The sequence below is a fragment of the Kribbella polygonati genome, from assembly GCF_050320105.1.
Classification (GTDB): domain Bacteria; phylum Actinomycetota; class Actinomycetes; order Propionibacteriales; family Kribbellaceae; genus Kribbella.
On record NZ_CP190129.1, the window covers coordinates 7353868 to 7368993 of the forward strand.

16 protein-coding genes are annotated in these 15126 nt (G+C 66.7%); 4 read left to right on the forward strand and 12 right to left on the reverse strand.

Annotation, left to right across the window (positions count from 1 at the left end; genetic code table 11):
• Nucleotide 1: 1 nt before the first annotated feature.
• From ACQHIV_RS35180 to ACQHIV_RS35235, 12 genes are all read right to left on the reverse strand, one after another.
• Nucleotides 2-1495, reverse strand: coding sequence for a YfjI family protein (locus ACQHIV_RS35180; protein ID WP_427888618.1), 1494 nt, complete (start codon nt 1493-1495; stop codon nt 2-4).
• Nucleotides 1496-1656: 161 nt separating this feature from the next.
• On the reverse strand, nt 1657-2148 hold the full coding sequence (locus tag ACQHIV_RS35185) for a DUF2742 domain-containing protein (protein WP_427888620.1): 492 nt from the start codon (nt 2146-2148) through the stop codon (nt 1657-1659).
• 190 nt (nt 2149-2338) lie between these two features.
• Complete coding sequence (locus tag ACQHIV_RS35190) at nt 2339-2626, reverse strand: hypothetical protein (protein WP_427888622.1); 288 nt, start codon at nt 2624-2626, stop codon at nt 2339-2341.
• The gene (locus tag ACQHIV_RS35195; RefSeq protein ID WP_427888624.1) at nt 2623-2985 is read right to left on the reverse strand and encodes a hypothetical protein; all 363 of its coding nucleotides are present in this window, start codon (nt 2983-2985) and stop codon (nt 2623-2625) included. The genes ACQHIV_RS35190 and ACQHIV_RS35195 overlap by 4 nt, the downstream gene beginning before the upstream one ends.
• On the reverse strand, nt 2982-3191 hold the full coding sequence (locus ACQHIV_RS35200) for a hypothetical protein (RefSeq protein WP_427888626.1): 210 nt from the start codon (nt 3189-3191) through the stop codon (nt 2982-2984). Before ACQHIV_RS35200 ends, ACQHIV_RS35195 begins: the two co-directional genes overlap by 4 nt.
• A 34-nt stretch (nt 3192-3225) precedes the next feature.
• A complete protein-coding gene (locus tag ACQHIV_RS35205; protein ID WP_427888627.1) occupies nt 3226-3579 on the reverse strand; it encodes a hypothetical protein in 354 nt (117 codons plus the stop codon).
• 259 nt (nt 3580-3838) lie between these two features.
• Nucleotides 3839-6154, reverse strand: coding sequence for a cell division protein FtsK (locus ACQHIV_RS35210; protein WP_427888628.1), 2316 nt, complete (start codon nt 6152-6154; stop codon nt 3839-3841).
• Nucleotides 6151-6339, reverse strand: coding sequence for a hypothetical protein (locus ACQHIV_RS35215; protein ID WP_427888630.1), 189 nt, complete (start codon nt 6337-6339; stop codon nt 6151-6153). The genes ACQHIV_RS35210 and ACQHIV_RS35215 overlap by 4 nt, the downstream gene beginning before the upstream one ends.
• Nucleotides 6336-7925, reverse strand: a complete 1590-nt coding sequence (locus tag ACQHIV_RS35220; protein WP_427888632.1) for a DNA cytosine methyltransferase — start codon at nt 7923-7925, stop codon at nt 6336-6338. The genes ACQHIV_RS35215 and ACQHIV_RS35220 overlap by 4 nt, the downstream gene beginning before the upstream one ends.
• Nucleotides 7925-8884 (reverse strand): hypothetical protein, encoded by a 960-nt coding sequence (locus ACQHIV_RS35225; RefSeq protein ID WP_427888634.1) that lies wholly within the window; start codon nt 8882-8884, stop codon nt 7925-7927. Before ACQHIV_RS35225 ends, ACQHIV_RS35220 begins: the two co-directional genes overlap by 1 nt.
• Nucleotides 8881-9108 (reverse strand): hypothetical protein, encoded by a 228-nt coding sequence (locus tag ACQHIV_RS35230; protein ID WP_427888636.1) that lies wholly within the window; start codon nt 9106-9108, stop codon nt 8881-8883. Before ACQHIV_RS35230 ends, ACQHIV_RS35225 begins: the two co-directional genes overlap by 4 nt.
• Nucleotides 9105-9353, reverse strand: a complete 249-nt coding sequence (locus ACQHIV_RS35235; protein WP_427888637.1) for a DUF6284 family protein — start codon at nt 9351-9353, stop codon at nt 9105-9107. Before ACQHIV_RS35235 ends, ACQHIV_RS35230 begins: the two co-directional genes overlap by 4 nt.
• A 159-nt stretch (nt 9354-9512) precedes the next feature.
• Between ACQHIV_RS35235 and ACQHIV_RS35240 the strand changes: the two genes are divergently transcribed.
• The 4 genes from ACQHIV_RS35240 to ACQHIV_RS35255 all read left to right on the forward strand — a co-directional run bounded on the left by ACQHIV_RS35240 (nt 9513) and on the right by ACQHIV_RS35255 (nt 13658).
• Nucleotides 9513-9749 carry a hypothetical protein gene (locus tag ACQHIV_RS35240; protein ID WP_427888639.1) on the forward strand — a complete coding sequence of 79 codons (237 nt, stop codon included), beginning with the start codon at nt 9513-9515 and terminating at the stop codon, nt 9747-9749.
• Nucleotides 9750-9887: 138 nt separating this feature from the next.
• On the forward strand, nt 9888-11081 hold the full coding sequence (locus ACQHIV_RS35245; protein ID WP_427896630.1) for a helix-turn-helix domain-containing protein: 1194 nt from the start codon (nt 9888-9890) through the stop codon (nt 11079-11081).
• Nucleotides 11078-11605 (forward strand): flavoprotein, encoded by a 528-nt coding sequence (locus ACQHIV_RS35250; protein WP_427888640.1) that lies wholly within the window; start codon nt 11078-11080, stop codon nt 11603-11605. Before ACQHIV_RS35245 ends, ACQHIV_RS35250 begins: the two co-directional genes overlap by 4 nt.
• A gap of 85 nt (nt 11606-11690) precedes the next feature.
• Complete coding sequence (locus ACQHIV_RS35255) at nt 11691-13658, forward strand: ATP-binding protein (protein WP_427888642.1); 1968 nt, start codon at nt 11691-11693, stop codon at nt 13656-13658.
• The last annotated feature ends 1468 nt before the right edge of the window (nt 13659-15126 follow it).

The window sequence follows — 15126 nt, forward strand, 5'->3', positions numbered from 1 at the left end:
GTCAGCGGTCATCGAGGGCGCTGGGGTGGACTTCGTAGGTGTCGCTGGGTCGGCCTCCCTTGCTGCTGACGGTGGTCGGTTGAGGGCGGATGTGCCCGTGGTCAGTGAGGAGTTCGAGCGCGGGTTTGATGTCCTTCACGCTGGCGAATCGGCCTCGGTTTCCTCGGAGGGCGTCGCGGCGGCTGAAGGTGTCGAGGTGGTGTTTGCGGATCCAGTCGAGGACGGCGCGGGCGTCGTCCAGCTCGGGATCGGAGCGGCCCATGAGGTCGTAGACGGCCAGGGCGTGGTCGAGGTAGTAACGGCCGATTTGCTCGGCGGCGCGGATGGTGTCGGCGGTGATCGGGGTGGCGTAGCCAGTGACGAATGTGTGGGCGACGTGGAGGAGTCCGGCGATGCGGACGACGGCACCGGCGAGCTTGGACGCCCAGTCGGTGATCTGCGCGAGCTGTCCGGCGCGGGGGTGTAGCCGGGGTTCGATCCAGTCCTGGAACTCGAGCAGCACTTGACGGGCCTCGGCGGTCAGTGCGAGCTCGTGGGGCGTCTCGTGGTCGGCCAGCAGCAGGACGAGGGTGGTGAGGGCGTCGGTGTAGGTGGTCTCGGTCTCCTCCGGTACCGGCTCGGCTTGGTTGTCGCGTTGACCAACGGTGTTGACGGGAAGGCTGTAGAGGATGCGCGCGAGGACGCCCCGGTCGCGGAAGCCGGGCTGTGCGGCCAGGCCGGCGAGGGTGCCGGGTTGGGTGGTGACGCCCAGGGTGAGCGCGGGGCGTTCGACGGTCTCGGAGGGGCGGCCCTTGCGATCGACCTGGAGCTTGTCGCCGGCGTGGCCCTTGAGGAACACGCCCAGGTTGGGAGCGGCTGAGTAGCGGGTGCCGGTGAGGGTGGCGAACACGTCACCTTCGGCCGACAGGACGGCGATCCGGCCGCCGTGGGTGGCGAGCAGGGAGATGCACGACTCCGGGGTTACGTCGTCGGTCATGAGCCTTGGCAGCTCGGGTACGACGATGCTGGCGGCTTCCTTGGCGGCGGCGGTGGCGTCGGCCAGTGCGGTCTGGGGTTCGGCTTGCGCGGTTTCGGCCTTCTTGGCGAGCTGTTCGGCCTTGGCCCACGCGACCCTCGATGCCAGCTCGGCTTCCACTCGCCGCTCGGCCGCCAGCTCGCGCAGCGCATCCTCGGCCAGCGACAACGGTCCGGTCATCGCCCGGAACACCGGCGACTTGCGCGACCCCGGCGGCAGCGCCGTGACCGTGTAGAGGTTGACCTGCTCCACCCAGGACCGATCGACCCGTACCAGCACCTTCCCACCGGCGGCGGTGGACAGGCAGGCGAGCGCCACGGACGCGGCCAGATCGATCGGCGTCTGGGTCGCCTCAGCCACCGCGGTCACCTGATCGGCCAGCCACTCCGGGAACACCTCGACGGGGAACGGCCGGACCAGACGGTCGGTCTTCAACGGCACAGGTTCGCCGTCCCACGCCAGCGCCGTCGAATCGGTCACGGCAGCGACAGGGGTGGCCGGCGGGGCCATTCGATCGTGATGCCTTGGTGTGATCTGAGTTCCTGGCGTCGGCGTGATCGGTTCGGTTGCCCATGGGTCGTCGTCTGGCGGCTCGGTGATCGGGGGCAGAGGTGGGAGCCAGTCGGGGACTCGTTCGGCGCTCATGCGGCCTCTCCGTCCTGTACGGCGTCCGGGTGCGGGTTGGGGTGGCGGTCGGGCTGGTTGGGGTTTTGGCCGGGGTAGTCGCCGGGGCGGGGTCGGCGGGCGTCTGCGATCCGTTCGGTTTGGGTCTTGGCGTAGTGGGCGCGCAAGGCGAACGCGGCCGGACTGGCTTGCGCGTGGGCGATCTGGCGTGCCTGCTCGAACGCCTCTGCCCAGCGGGCGTCTTCGGCGGCTTCGTGCGCGGCGCGGGCGGCATCGAGGTCGCGGCGTACCCGGTCGGGCAGTTCGTCCAGGTCGGTCGCCCAGCACTCGGCGGCGATGACGGCGGCGGCCAGCTTGCGCGGGTCGTCGTCGGCCAGCGCTGCCCAGTGCGGGGTGCCGTACGTCGGCGATCGGGTCGGGTCGGTGATGGTGGCAACCATCGCTTTGGCCCAGGTGCGGCGCGCGGTGATCGCGGCCGGGTCGGCGGGTGTCCAGCGCGGGACCTTCATCAGCTCGGTTCCTTCCACAGCTCGGCGTCCAGATCGGGTGTCGGGTCGGCGTGTAGATCGGGGTCGGGAGGGCCGGACAAAACGGACAAAACGGACAGAACTAGGGGTTTTGTCGGTTTTGTCCGTTCTGTCACGGGGCGTCCGGTCCTCTCGGTGGGGTTCTGTCAGTTCTGTCCGTTTTGTCCGGGGATCACGGCGTCCAGGTCGCGGCCTGTAGGCAGCGGTTCGCGGTGCGAAGAACGCGGGCGGCGTCGGTGAGTGCGGCCTGTGCGTCGTCGCCTTCGGTGGTCTGGGTCCACTGCGGGGCATCCAGCTCGATCAGCTCGCGCAGTGCGCTGGTCGCGGCGTGCACGGCGCTCGCGGCGGCGGTCAGCGCCGCCGACAGCTCGGACTCTTGCGCGGCGACGTAGGCGATGTAGTCGGCCTCGGGGTCGTCGTGGGTCAGTGACGGGTCGGTGCTGTAGTCGTGGATGGTCATGCGGCGCGGTCTCCTGTCAGGTCGAACAGCTCGGGTTGGGCGTGGTCGGCGGTGGTGGAATGGGCGTGGTTGGCGGCGCGCCGGCGGCCGGTGTCGCAGCTCTCGCACAGCGCGAGCCGTTCGGTGGAGGTGACGGCTTCGGCCAGGGTGGCGAGCGGATCGGCGGCGACGACAGTGAGGCGGTGTGCGGTGCCGTGGACGGTTCCGCAGCGCCCGTTGGTCTTGGCGTGGGGCCGTCCGCACTGACCGGTGCACTCGCAGCACCATGCGGCGGCGGTCATGGTTTCCTCCCAGACACGCGCCCCGATCATCGGCGGCCGGAACGGGTCGAACCCGACCGGTTGTCCCGCGCCGGTCACGACCGGTGTCCGGTCAGGGTCTGGTGGGTGATGGACAGCAGCTCACCGGCGAGGTCGGTGGCGTGGCGGCGAGCGCCGGCGGCGGTGAAGTATCCGCCGGCGAGCAGAACCTGACGCATGTACTGCTCGAACGCAGAGTGAAGCTCGTTCCAGTGCTCGCCTTCGAGCGGAATCGTCGCCGGCGTCGGGGTGGTGGGGGTGGTCATGGTGCGTGGGTCTCCTTGCTGTGTGGGGTGGTGGTCAGCGGTTGGTGGCGCGGTGGTCGAGGAGGCGTCGGCCGATGCGTTTGCGGCGGCCGGTGCCTTTGCAGCGGGGGCAGTTGCGGAACTTCTTGCCGGACGGGGAGCGGGACTTGCCTTGCCCGTTGCAGCGTCCGCAGTTGGCGTAGGGCCAGATCGCGCAGGCGAGCAGGTACAGCCCGCCCAGGACGAGAGCGGCGACGAGCAGGACGGCGACCTGGACGGCGACCTGTTGCAGGTGCGTCAGGTTTCCGGCGGCGTCGGTTGCTGCCTCGGTTGCGTGGTTGAGTCCGGCGGTTGCGGCGAGGATGAGTCCTGAGCCTGCGACCAGCACGGCGTGGACGGGATCGGTCACGATCGTCACTTTCTGTAGCGGCTAGTGGGTGTGTTCGGCCAGGGCGGGCACCGGTCGGCGGCCGTCCTGTCGGGATGGTTGAGCTGGACGCGGAGGTTGGTTAGCTGGCGGTGATCGGGTTAGGTCTGTAACCCGGAGCGTCGTGGAGGGCTAATCCGGGCGTGACCTGCGGAAAGTTAGCGAGTGAGCCGAGTTGACCGGGGCCGGAAACACCCTGGTCAGAGCCGATTTCGAGCGGTCTCCGACCCCGGTGGGCGGGCTAACTCGCCAGCTCGGGAGCCTGGTCCTCGTCGGTGTCGGGGTGGCCGGCGTCGCGCTCGCGGCGCACGATCGCGTCACGGACCGTAGCCGGATCGAGGGGGTAGCGGTTGCCGGTAGAGGCGACCTTGATGCCGTAGTCGGCGGCGAGCTGCTCGCGCAGCGCCTTGCCGGTCAGCGACTGGTACGGGCTCCAGGTCGGCGCGAGCCGCTTCAGCAGCGCGGGCACGTCCGCGATCCGCACCGGCACGTCGTCCAGCACCTCGTCCAGGTCCGCGAGCAGGTCCCGCGACTCGATCTCCGGTCGCCGGGAGTCGCCCGGCGCGGGCAGCTCGCGCTTCTTGATCGCGGCCAGCGCGCGGTCGATGATCGGCGTGATCTGGTCGTTGCCCTCGGCACCGTCGAGGAAGTACCACTGCAACGTCTCGTACTTCGCGGCGGTGAAGCCCTTCACGATCGCCGTACCGCGGTTCTCACCCGGGATCAGGTCGGTCGCCCGTACACCCTGCTTGAACGCGCCCTGACCCAACAGGCCGTCGTTGGCGACGTAGTCCTGGACGTAGAACGCGACGTTGTTGGTGCAGTTGCGGGTGACGTCCTTGGGCAGCGACGTCGCGGTCGGGGCCTGTGTGGACACCCGGAAGTGCATGCCGCGCTTGCGGCCGAGTTTCACCAGCGCGACGGCGTACTTGGAGATCTCCTCGCCGTACTCCTCGTGCTGGAAGGCCACGTGCGCCTCTTCGAGCAGACCCACGAGCGGGTGCAGCCCGACGTTGCGGTCCGCCAGTTCGCGGGTGACCTGCTCGACTTCGTAGACCTTCAGCAGGTCGCCGCGCCGGCCCATCTCCTCGTACATCTCTTTGAGGTCGTCGCGGATCTGGCGGATCGACTCATCGTCGGCACCCATGACGTAGCGCGAGCAGCGGCGCTTGAACCGCTCGAAGTCGAAGTTCTGGTCCGGCACCCAGATCCGCATCTCCACGGCCGGGTCCAGCGCGCACCCGGCCATGAACGTCTTCGACGCCGACGACTTGCCCTGACCCGGCGCGCCACCCACGATCGAGTTGCGGCCCATCACCGGCTCGCGCAGCTCGTCACCGCGCAGCGTCTTGCCGGCCGGGACGCCCTTGAACACGTCCACCAGACCCTCGGTCAGCAGCGGGTACGCGCCGGGGCCACCGGTCAGCGCGCCCTTGTCCGCGACCCACAGGTCCAGGATTCCCGCCTCGTCGCCGGTCGTCGGCCACACCTCGGAACCGGCGCGGTGCAGGCTCGTGGCCAGGTCCACCCGGCGCTTGGAGATCAGCTCGGCGGGCACACCACCGGGAAGCCGGATCACCGCGTGCGTGCCCCGCCCCTGCTGACGTGCCGGGGTGATGAACTGCAACTTGTAGCCCTGCTTCAGGTAGCGGGTGATGTTCGGGATCCGCAGCGAGTCCAGCGCCTGAGCGATCGTGGACTCATCGATCGCCGAATCCCACCCGGCATCGGCCGTGGTCACCATCCACGCCGGCGGCTCAGCGGCCCGCTTGCCTTCACGGAACAGCGCGATCACGAACAGCACCGGCAGCGCGAACGTGAGGAGCGTCCACAGCACCCCGCCGAGTGCGATCACGAACCCGATCAGCGCGAAGAACCCGCCCCACACGCCCGTGAACGAACCGTGCCCGGTGAGCTTGGCGAACACCGCGATCACGAACACGATCACCGGCGTCGCCAGTGTCGCGCCGACCGCGACCTTCAGCACGCCCCACGCGAGCTTCGGCAGATCCATCAACCGGCGGTGACGGCGCTCGGTCGCGGCCTCCTTCGCGGCCGTCCACTCCTTCAGTGCCTCGCGGTCACCGGACGCCTCGGCGGCCTTGATCTGGCGGCGGTAGACGCCCATCGTCCCGGCGTCCCACGCCCGCTTGGCGAACGACTCGCCGCCCTTCACCACGGTGTAGGCGGTCCGCACGGCAGCCTTGCCGCTCGTCTTGGTCCGGTCGTGCGTGCCGACCCGCACCGCGACCCGCCGGGCGACCTGCCCCGTTGTCACCGCGCGGCGTACGAGCGCGCCCCGGTTCGCCAGCCGCTGATCCAGCGCGGCCGACTCCTCCTCGGTCAGGATCTCGCCCTCGATCACCTCGGCGTCGATCACCTCACCGTCGTGAACGGCGTCGTGAACCGAGTCCTGAACGTCGCTCGGGTCGATCCGCTCGGCGGTTTCATGAACGATCCCCGAGTCCAGGTCGTGAACGTCGTCGTGAGTGTCCTCGTGAACCTGATCGTGAATGCCGTCGTGAAGGCGGCGTACGTTGTCGTGGTTGGTGCTCATGACTTCCTCCCGGTGGTCCCGGTGATGTTCGAGGTGGGGCGGATTTCGAGGTAGACGCGAACGCCGAACGCTCCGCGGTTGGGGTAGGCGCGGTCACCGCCCGCGGTCTCGAACGTCTCCCGTAGGACGGCGATGACGGCGGTGATGTGCTCGGGTTCGCCGGACAGCCGGACCTTGACCGTCATGCCGCCACCCCCTCGGTCAGCGGGGTGGTGGTGGTGTGGTCGGGGATCTCGTGACCGAGCGATTCCGCGACGGCCGCGATCAGGTCGCGGGCGGCCGGTGGGGTGACGGCGTTGCCGAGCTGGCGGACCTTCTCGCGCTTGTTGCCGAGCACGACGTACCCGGTGGTGAAGGCCATGCCGGCGGCCACCTCGTGCGGCTCCAGCATCCGGAACAGGCAGTCCTCCACCTCGACCGGAACCGGCACCGGTACGCCGTACTCGAGGACCGATTGGTGCCCGGCCGTGGTGAGCGTGCGCAGCGGTTCACCGGCCGGTGTGCACATCTCGCCGCCGTCACCGCGTGAGCTGTTGTTCCGCATGACCAGCGCGTACCGGTCGCGGGTCGTGAAGGTGCCGTGCGGTTCGCTGGTCCGGCGGGTGGTGGCGTTGCCGTAGTACGGCATCAGCAGCGCGTGGTGGTTGCCGTTCGCGGCGAACGTATCGAACGGCTCAGCCGACGCGCGCTTGGTCGTGTTGTTGTTGCGCAGCGGCACCACCAGCGCCTCGGACTCGGTGGTCGTCCGGGTCCGCATCACCTCGTGCGTGTGGGTCGCGGTCTCGTTCCACGTCCCGCCCGCCGGCACCAGCAGCCCGGTCTCGTTGCGGGTGGTCATGGTCCGCAACGCGTCCCACGCCGACGCGGCCGATTTGCCGTCGCGGCCTTCGACCGGCACCAGCAGTTCCGGGCGGGCGTAGCGGGCCAGTCCTGCGCGGATGCGCTGCATGGTCTTGTCGGCCAGCGGCCGGGCACGATCCCCGATCCGCTCACCGGTCAGACTCCAGTCGATCGCAGCAGCGGCCGGAAGCCAGCCCGGCTCGACCACCTGATTGCGGCAGGCAACGTTCGGGCAGCGCCAGACGTACTGAGCCCGGTAGCGGCCCCACTGCGTCCCGGCGTTCTTCCACGCCTGCATCGCCCGCACCACCCGGTCACAGCCCGCGCAGTACGCCAGCGGCCGGGTCCACCGGTCCAGGTCCGGGCACGATGCCGTGCGCAGGTGGGCGACCACGTACAGCCGGTCGCGTGACTGCGGTGCGGGCAGCCCGCCGGCCTGGGCGTGCATCGAGTTCAGGTAGACCACGTGCGAGCAGTAGCCCAGCGCATCGAGGGAGTTTCGCCACGCGCCCCACAGCACCCACTTGGCGGCGTCCACGACGTTCTCCACCACGATCGCGACGTAGCGGTGGTGCTCGGCGAAACGCACCACGTCCCACATCGTTGCCCGCGACCGCTCCGCGGCCTCGTCCGGCAGCGTCTCCCCGAACAGGTCCGGCGTCGCGTCGATGTTGCGCTTGCGGCCCTTGGCCTGGGAGTGGTTCGTGCACTCAGGCGAAGCCCACAGAATGTCCGTGCGCGGGTACTTGCGCGGATCGACCTGCGACAGGTCCGCGCAGTCGTGATCGGTCGTCGGGTGGTTGGTGTTGTGCGTCTCCACCGCGAGCTTCCAGTGGTTCGCGGCCAGCCGCACCACCACACCCGGCACCTGGAGCGCGCCGGTGCTCGAACCACCCGCACCGCAGAACAGGTCAGTGACAGTCAGCGTCATCAGGCAGCCTTCCGCTCGAACTCGCCGGTGATCTCGTCGTTGCTGGCTAGGGACTCGCGGACCGCGGTCGCGACCTTCGCGGACAGCCCGGCAGAGCAGCCCGTCGCCTGCCGCGCCCACGCCGGGGTCACGTCGGCGGGTGCCATACCCGGCTCGACGGCCGCGAGGGCATCGGCCACGTAGTCAGCCAGCAGCTTGCGGCCGGTCTTGGCGGCGGGCTTCTTGCGCGGCTTCGCGGCCGTCTTGCGCGGAACCTTCACAACGTCCGGCAGCGTGGTCGCCGTGGCGGCCAGCTCGGGCGGCTGTGCGGCGTTCTGAGCGACTGGAGTCGGCTCGGGAGCCGCCGGTGCCTCGGCCGGGCCGTCGAGCCGTTCAGCGGCCTTCTGCGGGTCCGCCAGGGCCGCCGCCCGCTCGGCACGAAGTACCGCCTCGGTCAGCCGGTCTCGCAGAACCGGTGCGGTCTCGGCAGCGCAGAACACCAGCACCGGCGGCACCGAGTGCAGCACGACGCCGGCCACATCGCCGTGACCGAAGGACGCCCACGTGTTCATCGCGTACGTCGCGGCGAACGCGAACCGCTTCGTGCGGCCGATCCACTTGGTGTGGTCGCTGACCTGGTACCGGGCGGTGATCTGCTCAGCCCGAAGAACCGCGATCAGCACCAGCGACACCATCGGGTCCAGCAGCCACGCGGCGACCCACGGAAGCGAACCCATCGCAGCGCCCTGCGCGGCGAACGCCTGAACGTTGACCATCGTGAACGCAAGACCGAGCACAATGCCGACCCACATGCACCGATCGACCTGGGTACGCACCGACTCCACCCGCAGCGCCACCACGTCCGGGTGCGTGGACAGCGCCCGCACCTGCGACGCCTCGACAGCTTGCGTGCGCAGCCTGTCCACACCGGAGGTCTTGCCGACCTGCTCGACGTTGCTCGGAGCAACGATGTGCGTCATCGCGGCGCACCTCCCGTGAGCTGAGTGGCAACCCACTCACCGGCGGCAGGCAGCGTGTCGGTGGTGTGCAGCACGTGGTCACCGCGCCACACCACCCAGGCGGTTCCCAGCGCCGTGCGGGGAGAGACGACCTGGACGACGTCGTAGCCGGCCACCTTCCACCAGCCCAGATCGACCTGGACGAGGCTCGGTAGTACCGTCGCGGCCACAAGTTGTGTGGTCATGCCGCGTCCTCCGTCTCGGGGTCGCGGTTGGCGAGCTTGCGGGTCACGTTCAGCAGCCGCCGCTCCGCCCGACGCATTCGGCGGGTGACCAGCGCTGACGCCTCCGGGCCTGCGCTGATCACCGCGATCTGCGCGTTCAGCAGGTCCAGCTCGGCCTCGATCAACGGCCACTCGGCCTCGATCGCCGCCAGCTCGGCCGCGGTGGGCTCGTCGCCCCCGACCGGGGAAAGGTGGATGATCGTCATCAGGGTTGTGCTCCTTCTAGCGATGGATTCGTGCGACCCAGACGCCTCGGCGGCTCCACCCGCCGGGGCGTCCCTTCGGTCAGTGAATCGAACCTAAGGTGCGCACCACGGTATCTGTTCATCCAGTGTTGCGCAAGTGAGGTGCGGTACACTGATGCGGTGAGTGACTTGAGAGAAGACCTGTCAGCGGCGACCCGCCGATATCGGCGAACCGAGTCCGCCCATGAGGAGGCTCGGCAGGAACTCATCGCGGCCGTGCTTGCAGCCCTGCGGGGAGGTGTGCCGCCGACGGAGGTAGAGCGCCTATCGCCGTTCACGGCCGCGTACATCCGCCGTACGGCCCGCGCTGAGGGCATCCCGCCGGCGTCGCCCGGCCCGAAGCGGGCGACTTCCTGACTGGTTGGCTCGTTCATGCGTCCAGCGTCGAGTCGAAACGAGCGATTGAAGTGCACTCGGGAAGCTGCGCACTTTTGTGCGCATTAGCCGTGCTCGAAGGCGGTTCACTAGAGGGACCAACAACGAGGGGAAGTGCAGATGCACGTAGGTGAGCGCATCGGGGCGTACCGCAAGCGGCGTGGCATGTCGCAAGAGGCCTTGGCCGGCCTCGTCGGAATGTCGCGCTCGTGGCTGTCTCAGGTTGAGCGGGGCATTCGCGGTGTCGATCGCCTGTCCACCTTGAACGACCTCGCAACCGTCCTCCGCATCGACGTGGCCGACCTCATCGGGCGGGACTGGGTCCTTGCGCCAGATGCGCCCGAACACGTGACTGCCGTGGATGCCGTTCGCAGTCAGCTCGCCAGCTACCACCACCTACTCGGCGAACCCGCAACGCCTTGGCCGCTGCCTCAGCTCCGCAATGGGGCTGTCCAGGTCAACCAGGCGTACCAAGCGGCCAGGTACAAGCAGGCGACCGGAATGCTGCCGGCGCTCATCGAGGCTGCTGACGCGTACGACGGGTATCAGGGACGCGACGGGCGAGAGACGCACCTTGCGCGCTGCTCGGTCTACACCGCGGCCGCGAAGCTCCTCACGAAGGTCGGCGAAAACCAGCTCGGTTGGCTCGCCGCTGACCGCGCGACGCACGCCGCCCTGGCCGCTGAATCGAAGGCGGCTCAGGGAATGGCTGCGTACCAGGTCGTCATCGCGTTGCTCCGCAGTCAGCGAACCGACGATGCCGAGCGGGTAGCCGTCCGCTCCGCCGAAGGTCTCATGTCGCTCACCGGCTCGGATGCGCCAGACGCGGTCTCCCTGGCGGGGTCGCTGTGGCTCATCTCTTCCGTCATCGCTGCTCGCCGTTCGGACCGAGCGACGGCTTCTGAGCGTCTCGCGACAGCCGCCCAGCTCGGCGACCTCCTAGCGCACGATGACAACCACTGGTGGACCGCCTTCGGCCCGACCAACGTGTTGATTCATCGTGCGTCGGTTGCTGCCGAGTTCGGCGATCCCACCGGAGTTTTGCGCGTTGCAACGGAGATCGACACCGAGTCCATGCCGGCGGGGCTCCAAGGCCGCCGGTCGCGTCTGCACCTCGATCTCGCGTGGGCACAAACCCAAGCCAAGAACGACATGGAAGCGATCTTCCACTTGCAGCAGGCCGAACGCGTAGCGCCTGAGTCCATCCGCTACCACACCATCGCCCGCGAGCTGGTCCGCGAGCTCCTCAAGCGCTCCCGCCGGCCCGCCCCAGCTCTGACCAACATCGCAACCCGCGCAGGAGTCCTCGCGTGACCGACAGAACCCTCTACATCGTCGTCTGTGGCGCTCCGCTCGCCTCACGCGTCGGCGACGGCGTGCGACAAGCGCGTGACCGTGGATGGAGCCCGTACGTGATTCCGACGGACGCGGCGCTGCCGTGGCTTGAGGACCAGGACCTCGGCGGCGCTCCGGTCATCACGGGTAACAGGAAGCTTGGAGAGTCGCGGCGGACACCGAAGGCGGACGCCGTGGTCGTGGCGCCACTGACATTCAACTCGCTCAATGCCTGGGCCAACGGCAATGCCACCACCTACCCGCTCACGACGCTGTGTGCGGCCCTCGGGTCCCGAACTCCGACTGTCGCGGTGCCGTTCGCGAAGCACGATCTGGCCGCTCATCCTGCTTGGCTCGCCTCGCTCGCGGTCCTTCGGTACGCCGGCGTGGCAGTAGTTGATCCGCATGACGGATCTGCCGTGTCGCTGGAGCCAATCACCTCGGGAACCGGCGATGCGGTCACCCAAGCGTTCGAGTGGGATTGGGCTCTGGATCGGCTGTAGGCCGAGGCTGAGCTTGGTGATCCACAATTGCTCTGCGAACTCGCCGTTCTGAAGACAGAGCTGCGCAGGCGCGTTAGGATTTACCATGCCTGATCTCATGCTCGAAGCAAGCAATGATCTGGTCCAGCGGCTTGCCAAAGAATCCGATGCCGTTCGAGCCATCGTTGAATTGGTTTGGAACTCCATTGATGCCGAGTCGACGACAGTGACTGTTGATCTTGAGCGGGGTGATGCGGGTGCAATCACCTCAGTCGTCATCAAGGACGATGGGCATGGAATCAGCGTTGAGGAGGTGCAAAGTGCCTTCGGACGGATCGGCGATTCGTGGAAGCGGAGGACCCGCCGCTCAAAGAATGATAAGCGTGGTGTGCATGGAAGTTCTGGGCAGGGTCGGCTCCGTGCTTTCGCGTTAGGCAGCCGAATTCGCTGGCAGAGCACGTCGGTAGGAGTCTCGGGCTCAATGCAGACGTTGGCAATCGATGGAGCCCGCGGACAACGGAACGTATTCCATTGGGACCTCATAACGCCGCCCGATGAACGTCTCGGAACAACTTTCCGCGCTCACAATGACGATCAGAGGCCGCTTGGTGCGCTGGAGCCAGAGCGGGCCATCTCGCACATTGCATCGAGCTTTGCACCCCTGCTGCTGAATGAGAGAGATGTTCGCATCACCTACGACGGCGTCGCTATAGATCCACAGTCGGAGATCCGTGAGGATGTCTCTCTGTCCGCAGCCGTCCATTCGTCGGGTGAAGATCTTGAAGTCGTGGTGCGGGTAATTGAGTGGCGCTCGGGAACGCATCGCCGGCTGTACTTCGGTGGCGATGATCAACACTTTACTTTTGAGCTGGATGGCTCAGACGTAGAGAGCCAATTTGCATTCTCCGCTTACGTGACCTGCGCCGCGCTGCAGGATCAGGCTGAAGCGGTCCAGCTTGCAGACTTGGCACCCGAGCCGATAAATGAAATCCGGAGAGCTGCAAGACGTCTTCTGCGGGAACATTTCGCTCTCAGACGTCGGCAGCGCCGTCGGGAGCAGATTGTTAGTTGGCAGGAAAGAGGAATCTACCCGTACCGCGGTGATCCGGCTTCGGAGGCTGAAGCTGCGGAGCGCGCGGTATTCGATGTTGTGTCAGGAACGCTGAGTCCGCATATTGCTAAGCAGCGCACTGATGCGCAATTGACTCTAGCGCTGCTGCGCGACGTCGTTCGTCATGAGCCGGAGAAGTTGACTGCGATTCTGCACGAACTGGTCGCACTAAGAGAAGAAGATAGGGACATGCTTCTCGGGCTTCTAAGTGAGACTTCGCTACCGGCAATCATCAAATCGGCTAGCTCTGTGTCGGATCGGAGCAAATTCCTCGCGGCGCTGGAGCATATGCTGTTTCATCCAGTAGACGCAAAGCTCGTGAACGAGCGGGATCATCTCCACAAGATCCTTGAGAAGGAACTCTGGGTCTTCGGTGAGGAATACCAGATGATGAGCAGCGAGAGAGGGCTGACTGAAGTGCTGCGGACGCATCTGAGGTTAAGCGGGTTGCCTGAACGCGACGCGCGAGCGGTGCGAAGGTGGGACGGTAAGACAGGTCGCGTCGATCTGCATCTGGCTACCGTTAAGCGGGAGCACGACCGGACTCGGCATCTCGTGGTCGAACTCAAGGCTCCCAGTGTGATGGTGGGTCGCAAAGAGTTGGATCAAGTTGAGGACTATTGCAATGTGCTGGTAGAAAACCCGCAGTTTCATAGTGACTCTGCTGAGTGGGACATAATTCTCGTATGCACTGACATGCAGGCAATCGCGGCACGTCGCATTCATCCTGACGGCCTCGCAACTGGGAAGTTCTGGGCTCAGGCGGAGCGGCCCGCTGGAACGCCAAAGGTAACGGCGCACGTTCGTCGGTGGCGAGATCTGATTGATGAGAATCGTCGCAGGCTGGAGTTCTTCACGTCCGCGCTGACTCTGGATTCATCCTTAGGTGAGGGCATGGCGTACGTTCGCGGGCGGTATGCGGAGCTGCTGCCTCCGCAGATCCTGGAGGAGGACTCAGCCTGAGTTCGCGTGCGTCGCTCGTGAGCGGAACGCAGATTCGAACGTGTCGCATCCAGAACAGTAGGTGCGAGGGGCTCGCTCTGCCCTCGGACCTTTCCTTGACGCCGGCGCTAGCCGGGGCTTCATCCGGAATGCGTGCGGAAGTTGTCGCAGAAGTGCGCTCGACCGCAGGTCAGGGGGGTGGGTTCACCCCTCTGTAAATCTGTCGGCTTATGCCTACGCAGGTTCGAACCCTGCACCCGCCACGCGCTGAGAAACCGCCCCTGACCTGCGGAAACGTCGGTCAGGGGCGGTTTCTCATGTGTCCGGCTAGCTACGGCGACCTACGGGTTGCAGTGTCAAATACCTGTCGAAGCCAGCCCAAGCCTCGGACTCCTGGTGAGCGGTGCCTCGTTCGGCCACTTGGCTTCTTCGTGCTGGCCGTCGATGCACGTGGCGTAGACCCGCAGCAGCACGTTGAGGCTGTGCTCAGCCCACTCGGCGACCTGTGTGGCTGGGACCCTCACGTTCAACTACAGACTCACGCAGCGTGCCGAAGGTCGTGCGGCCGGCGGGCGAGCGGCGAGAGCTGCGGACCTTCAGCCGGAGCATTCACTGCCTCACGGCTCAGCACGCGACGCGAGGGGGGGTGACTTGTCCATCGCATTTCGAGCTGCGCTTCGGCCTGATTGGATTCCAAACTGATGGTAGGGCGGACGAGGCCGGTAGACCTGGCGGGCAGGATTCAGGCCACTCTCGGCGGGGACTCGCGCTCCGCCCCCGGGTGGAAGCGGACGTAGCCGCAGAAGCCAGCGACGACACTGACCTGGAATCAGTTCACGACCACGCTGGCTGATGACGCCTGAACTGAGAAGTGGGTACGCGGAGGCGCGTGGAAGTCATGTTCCACAGAGCGCACATGGCATCCATCGCGGGGCACAGCGTAGGTTTCGTCCGAATCGGGCGGCTACGGGATGCGTACGGGTGACAGTGACTCAGATAGCACCGTACAACTGGTCAGTCGTGGACAACGGCCTCGATTTCCTCGCTCAGGCAGTGGAGGATCTCGCGACGGAGGATCCGTCCCGTCACAAGTATGTGGCCATGCACCTTTCGCGAGCATCGAGGTGCTCATCAAAGCCAGGCTCGGTCGCGAGCATTGGTCACTCGTCATGTCTAAGGTAGATTCCGTGTCGATTCAAGATTATCAGCCAGGCAACTTTCAGAGTATTGGAGCGGCGCTGGTCCTCGAACGTCTCAAGAAGATGGCAGGCGTCGAAATATCGCAATCGCATCTGGCTAGCGTGAAGGCAGTTGAGAGGCTGCGGAATCGGGTCGCCCACTTCGCCCTAGCCGGATAACCTTCGCAGGCTGTGGCCGTGCAGCTCGGCAGAGGCTTGGACTTCCAGCTGTGGTTCCTCGCCGCGCAGCCTCGCCCTGGCGCCCCGGAAAATGATCCTTCCGCAATTGACGAACTGCTTGGCTCGATCTG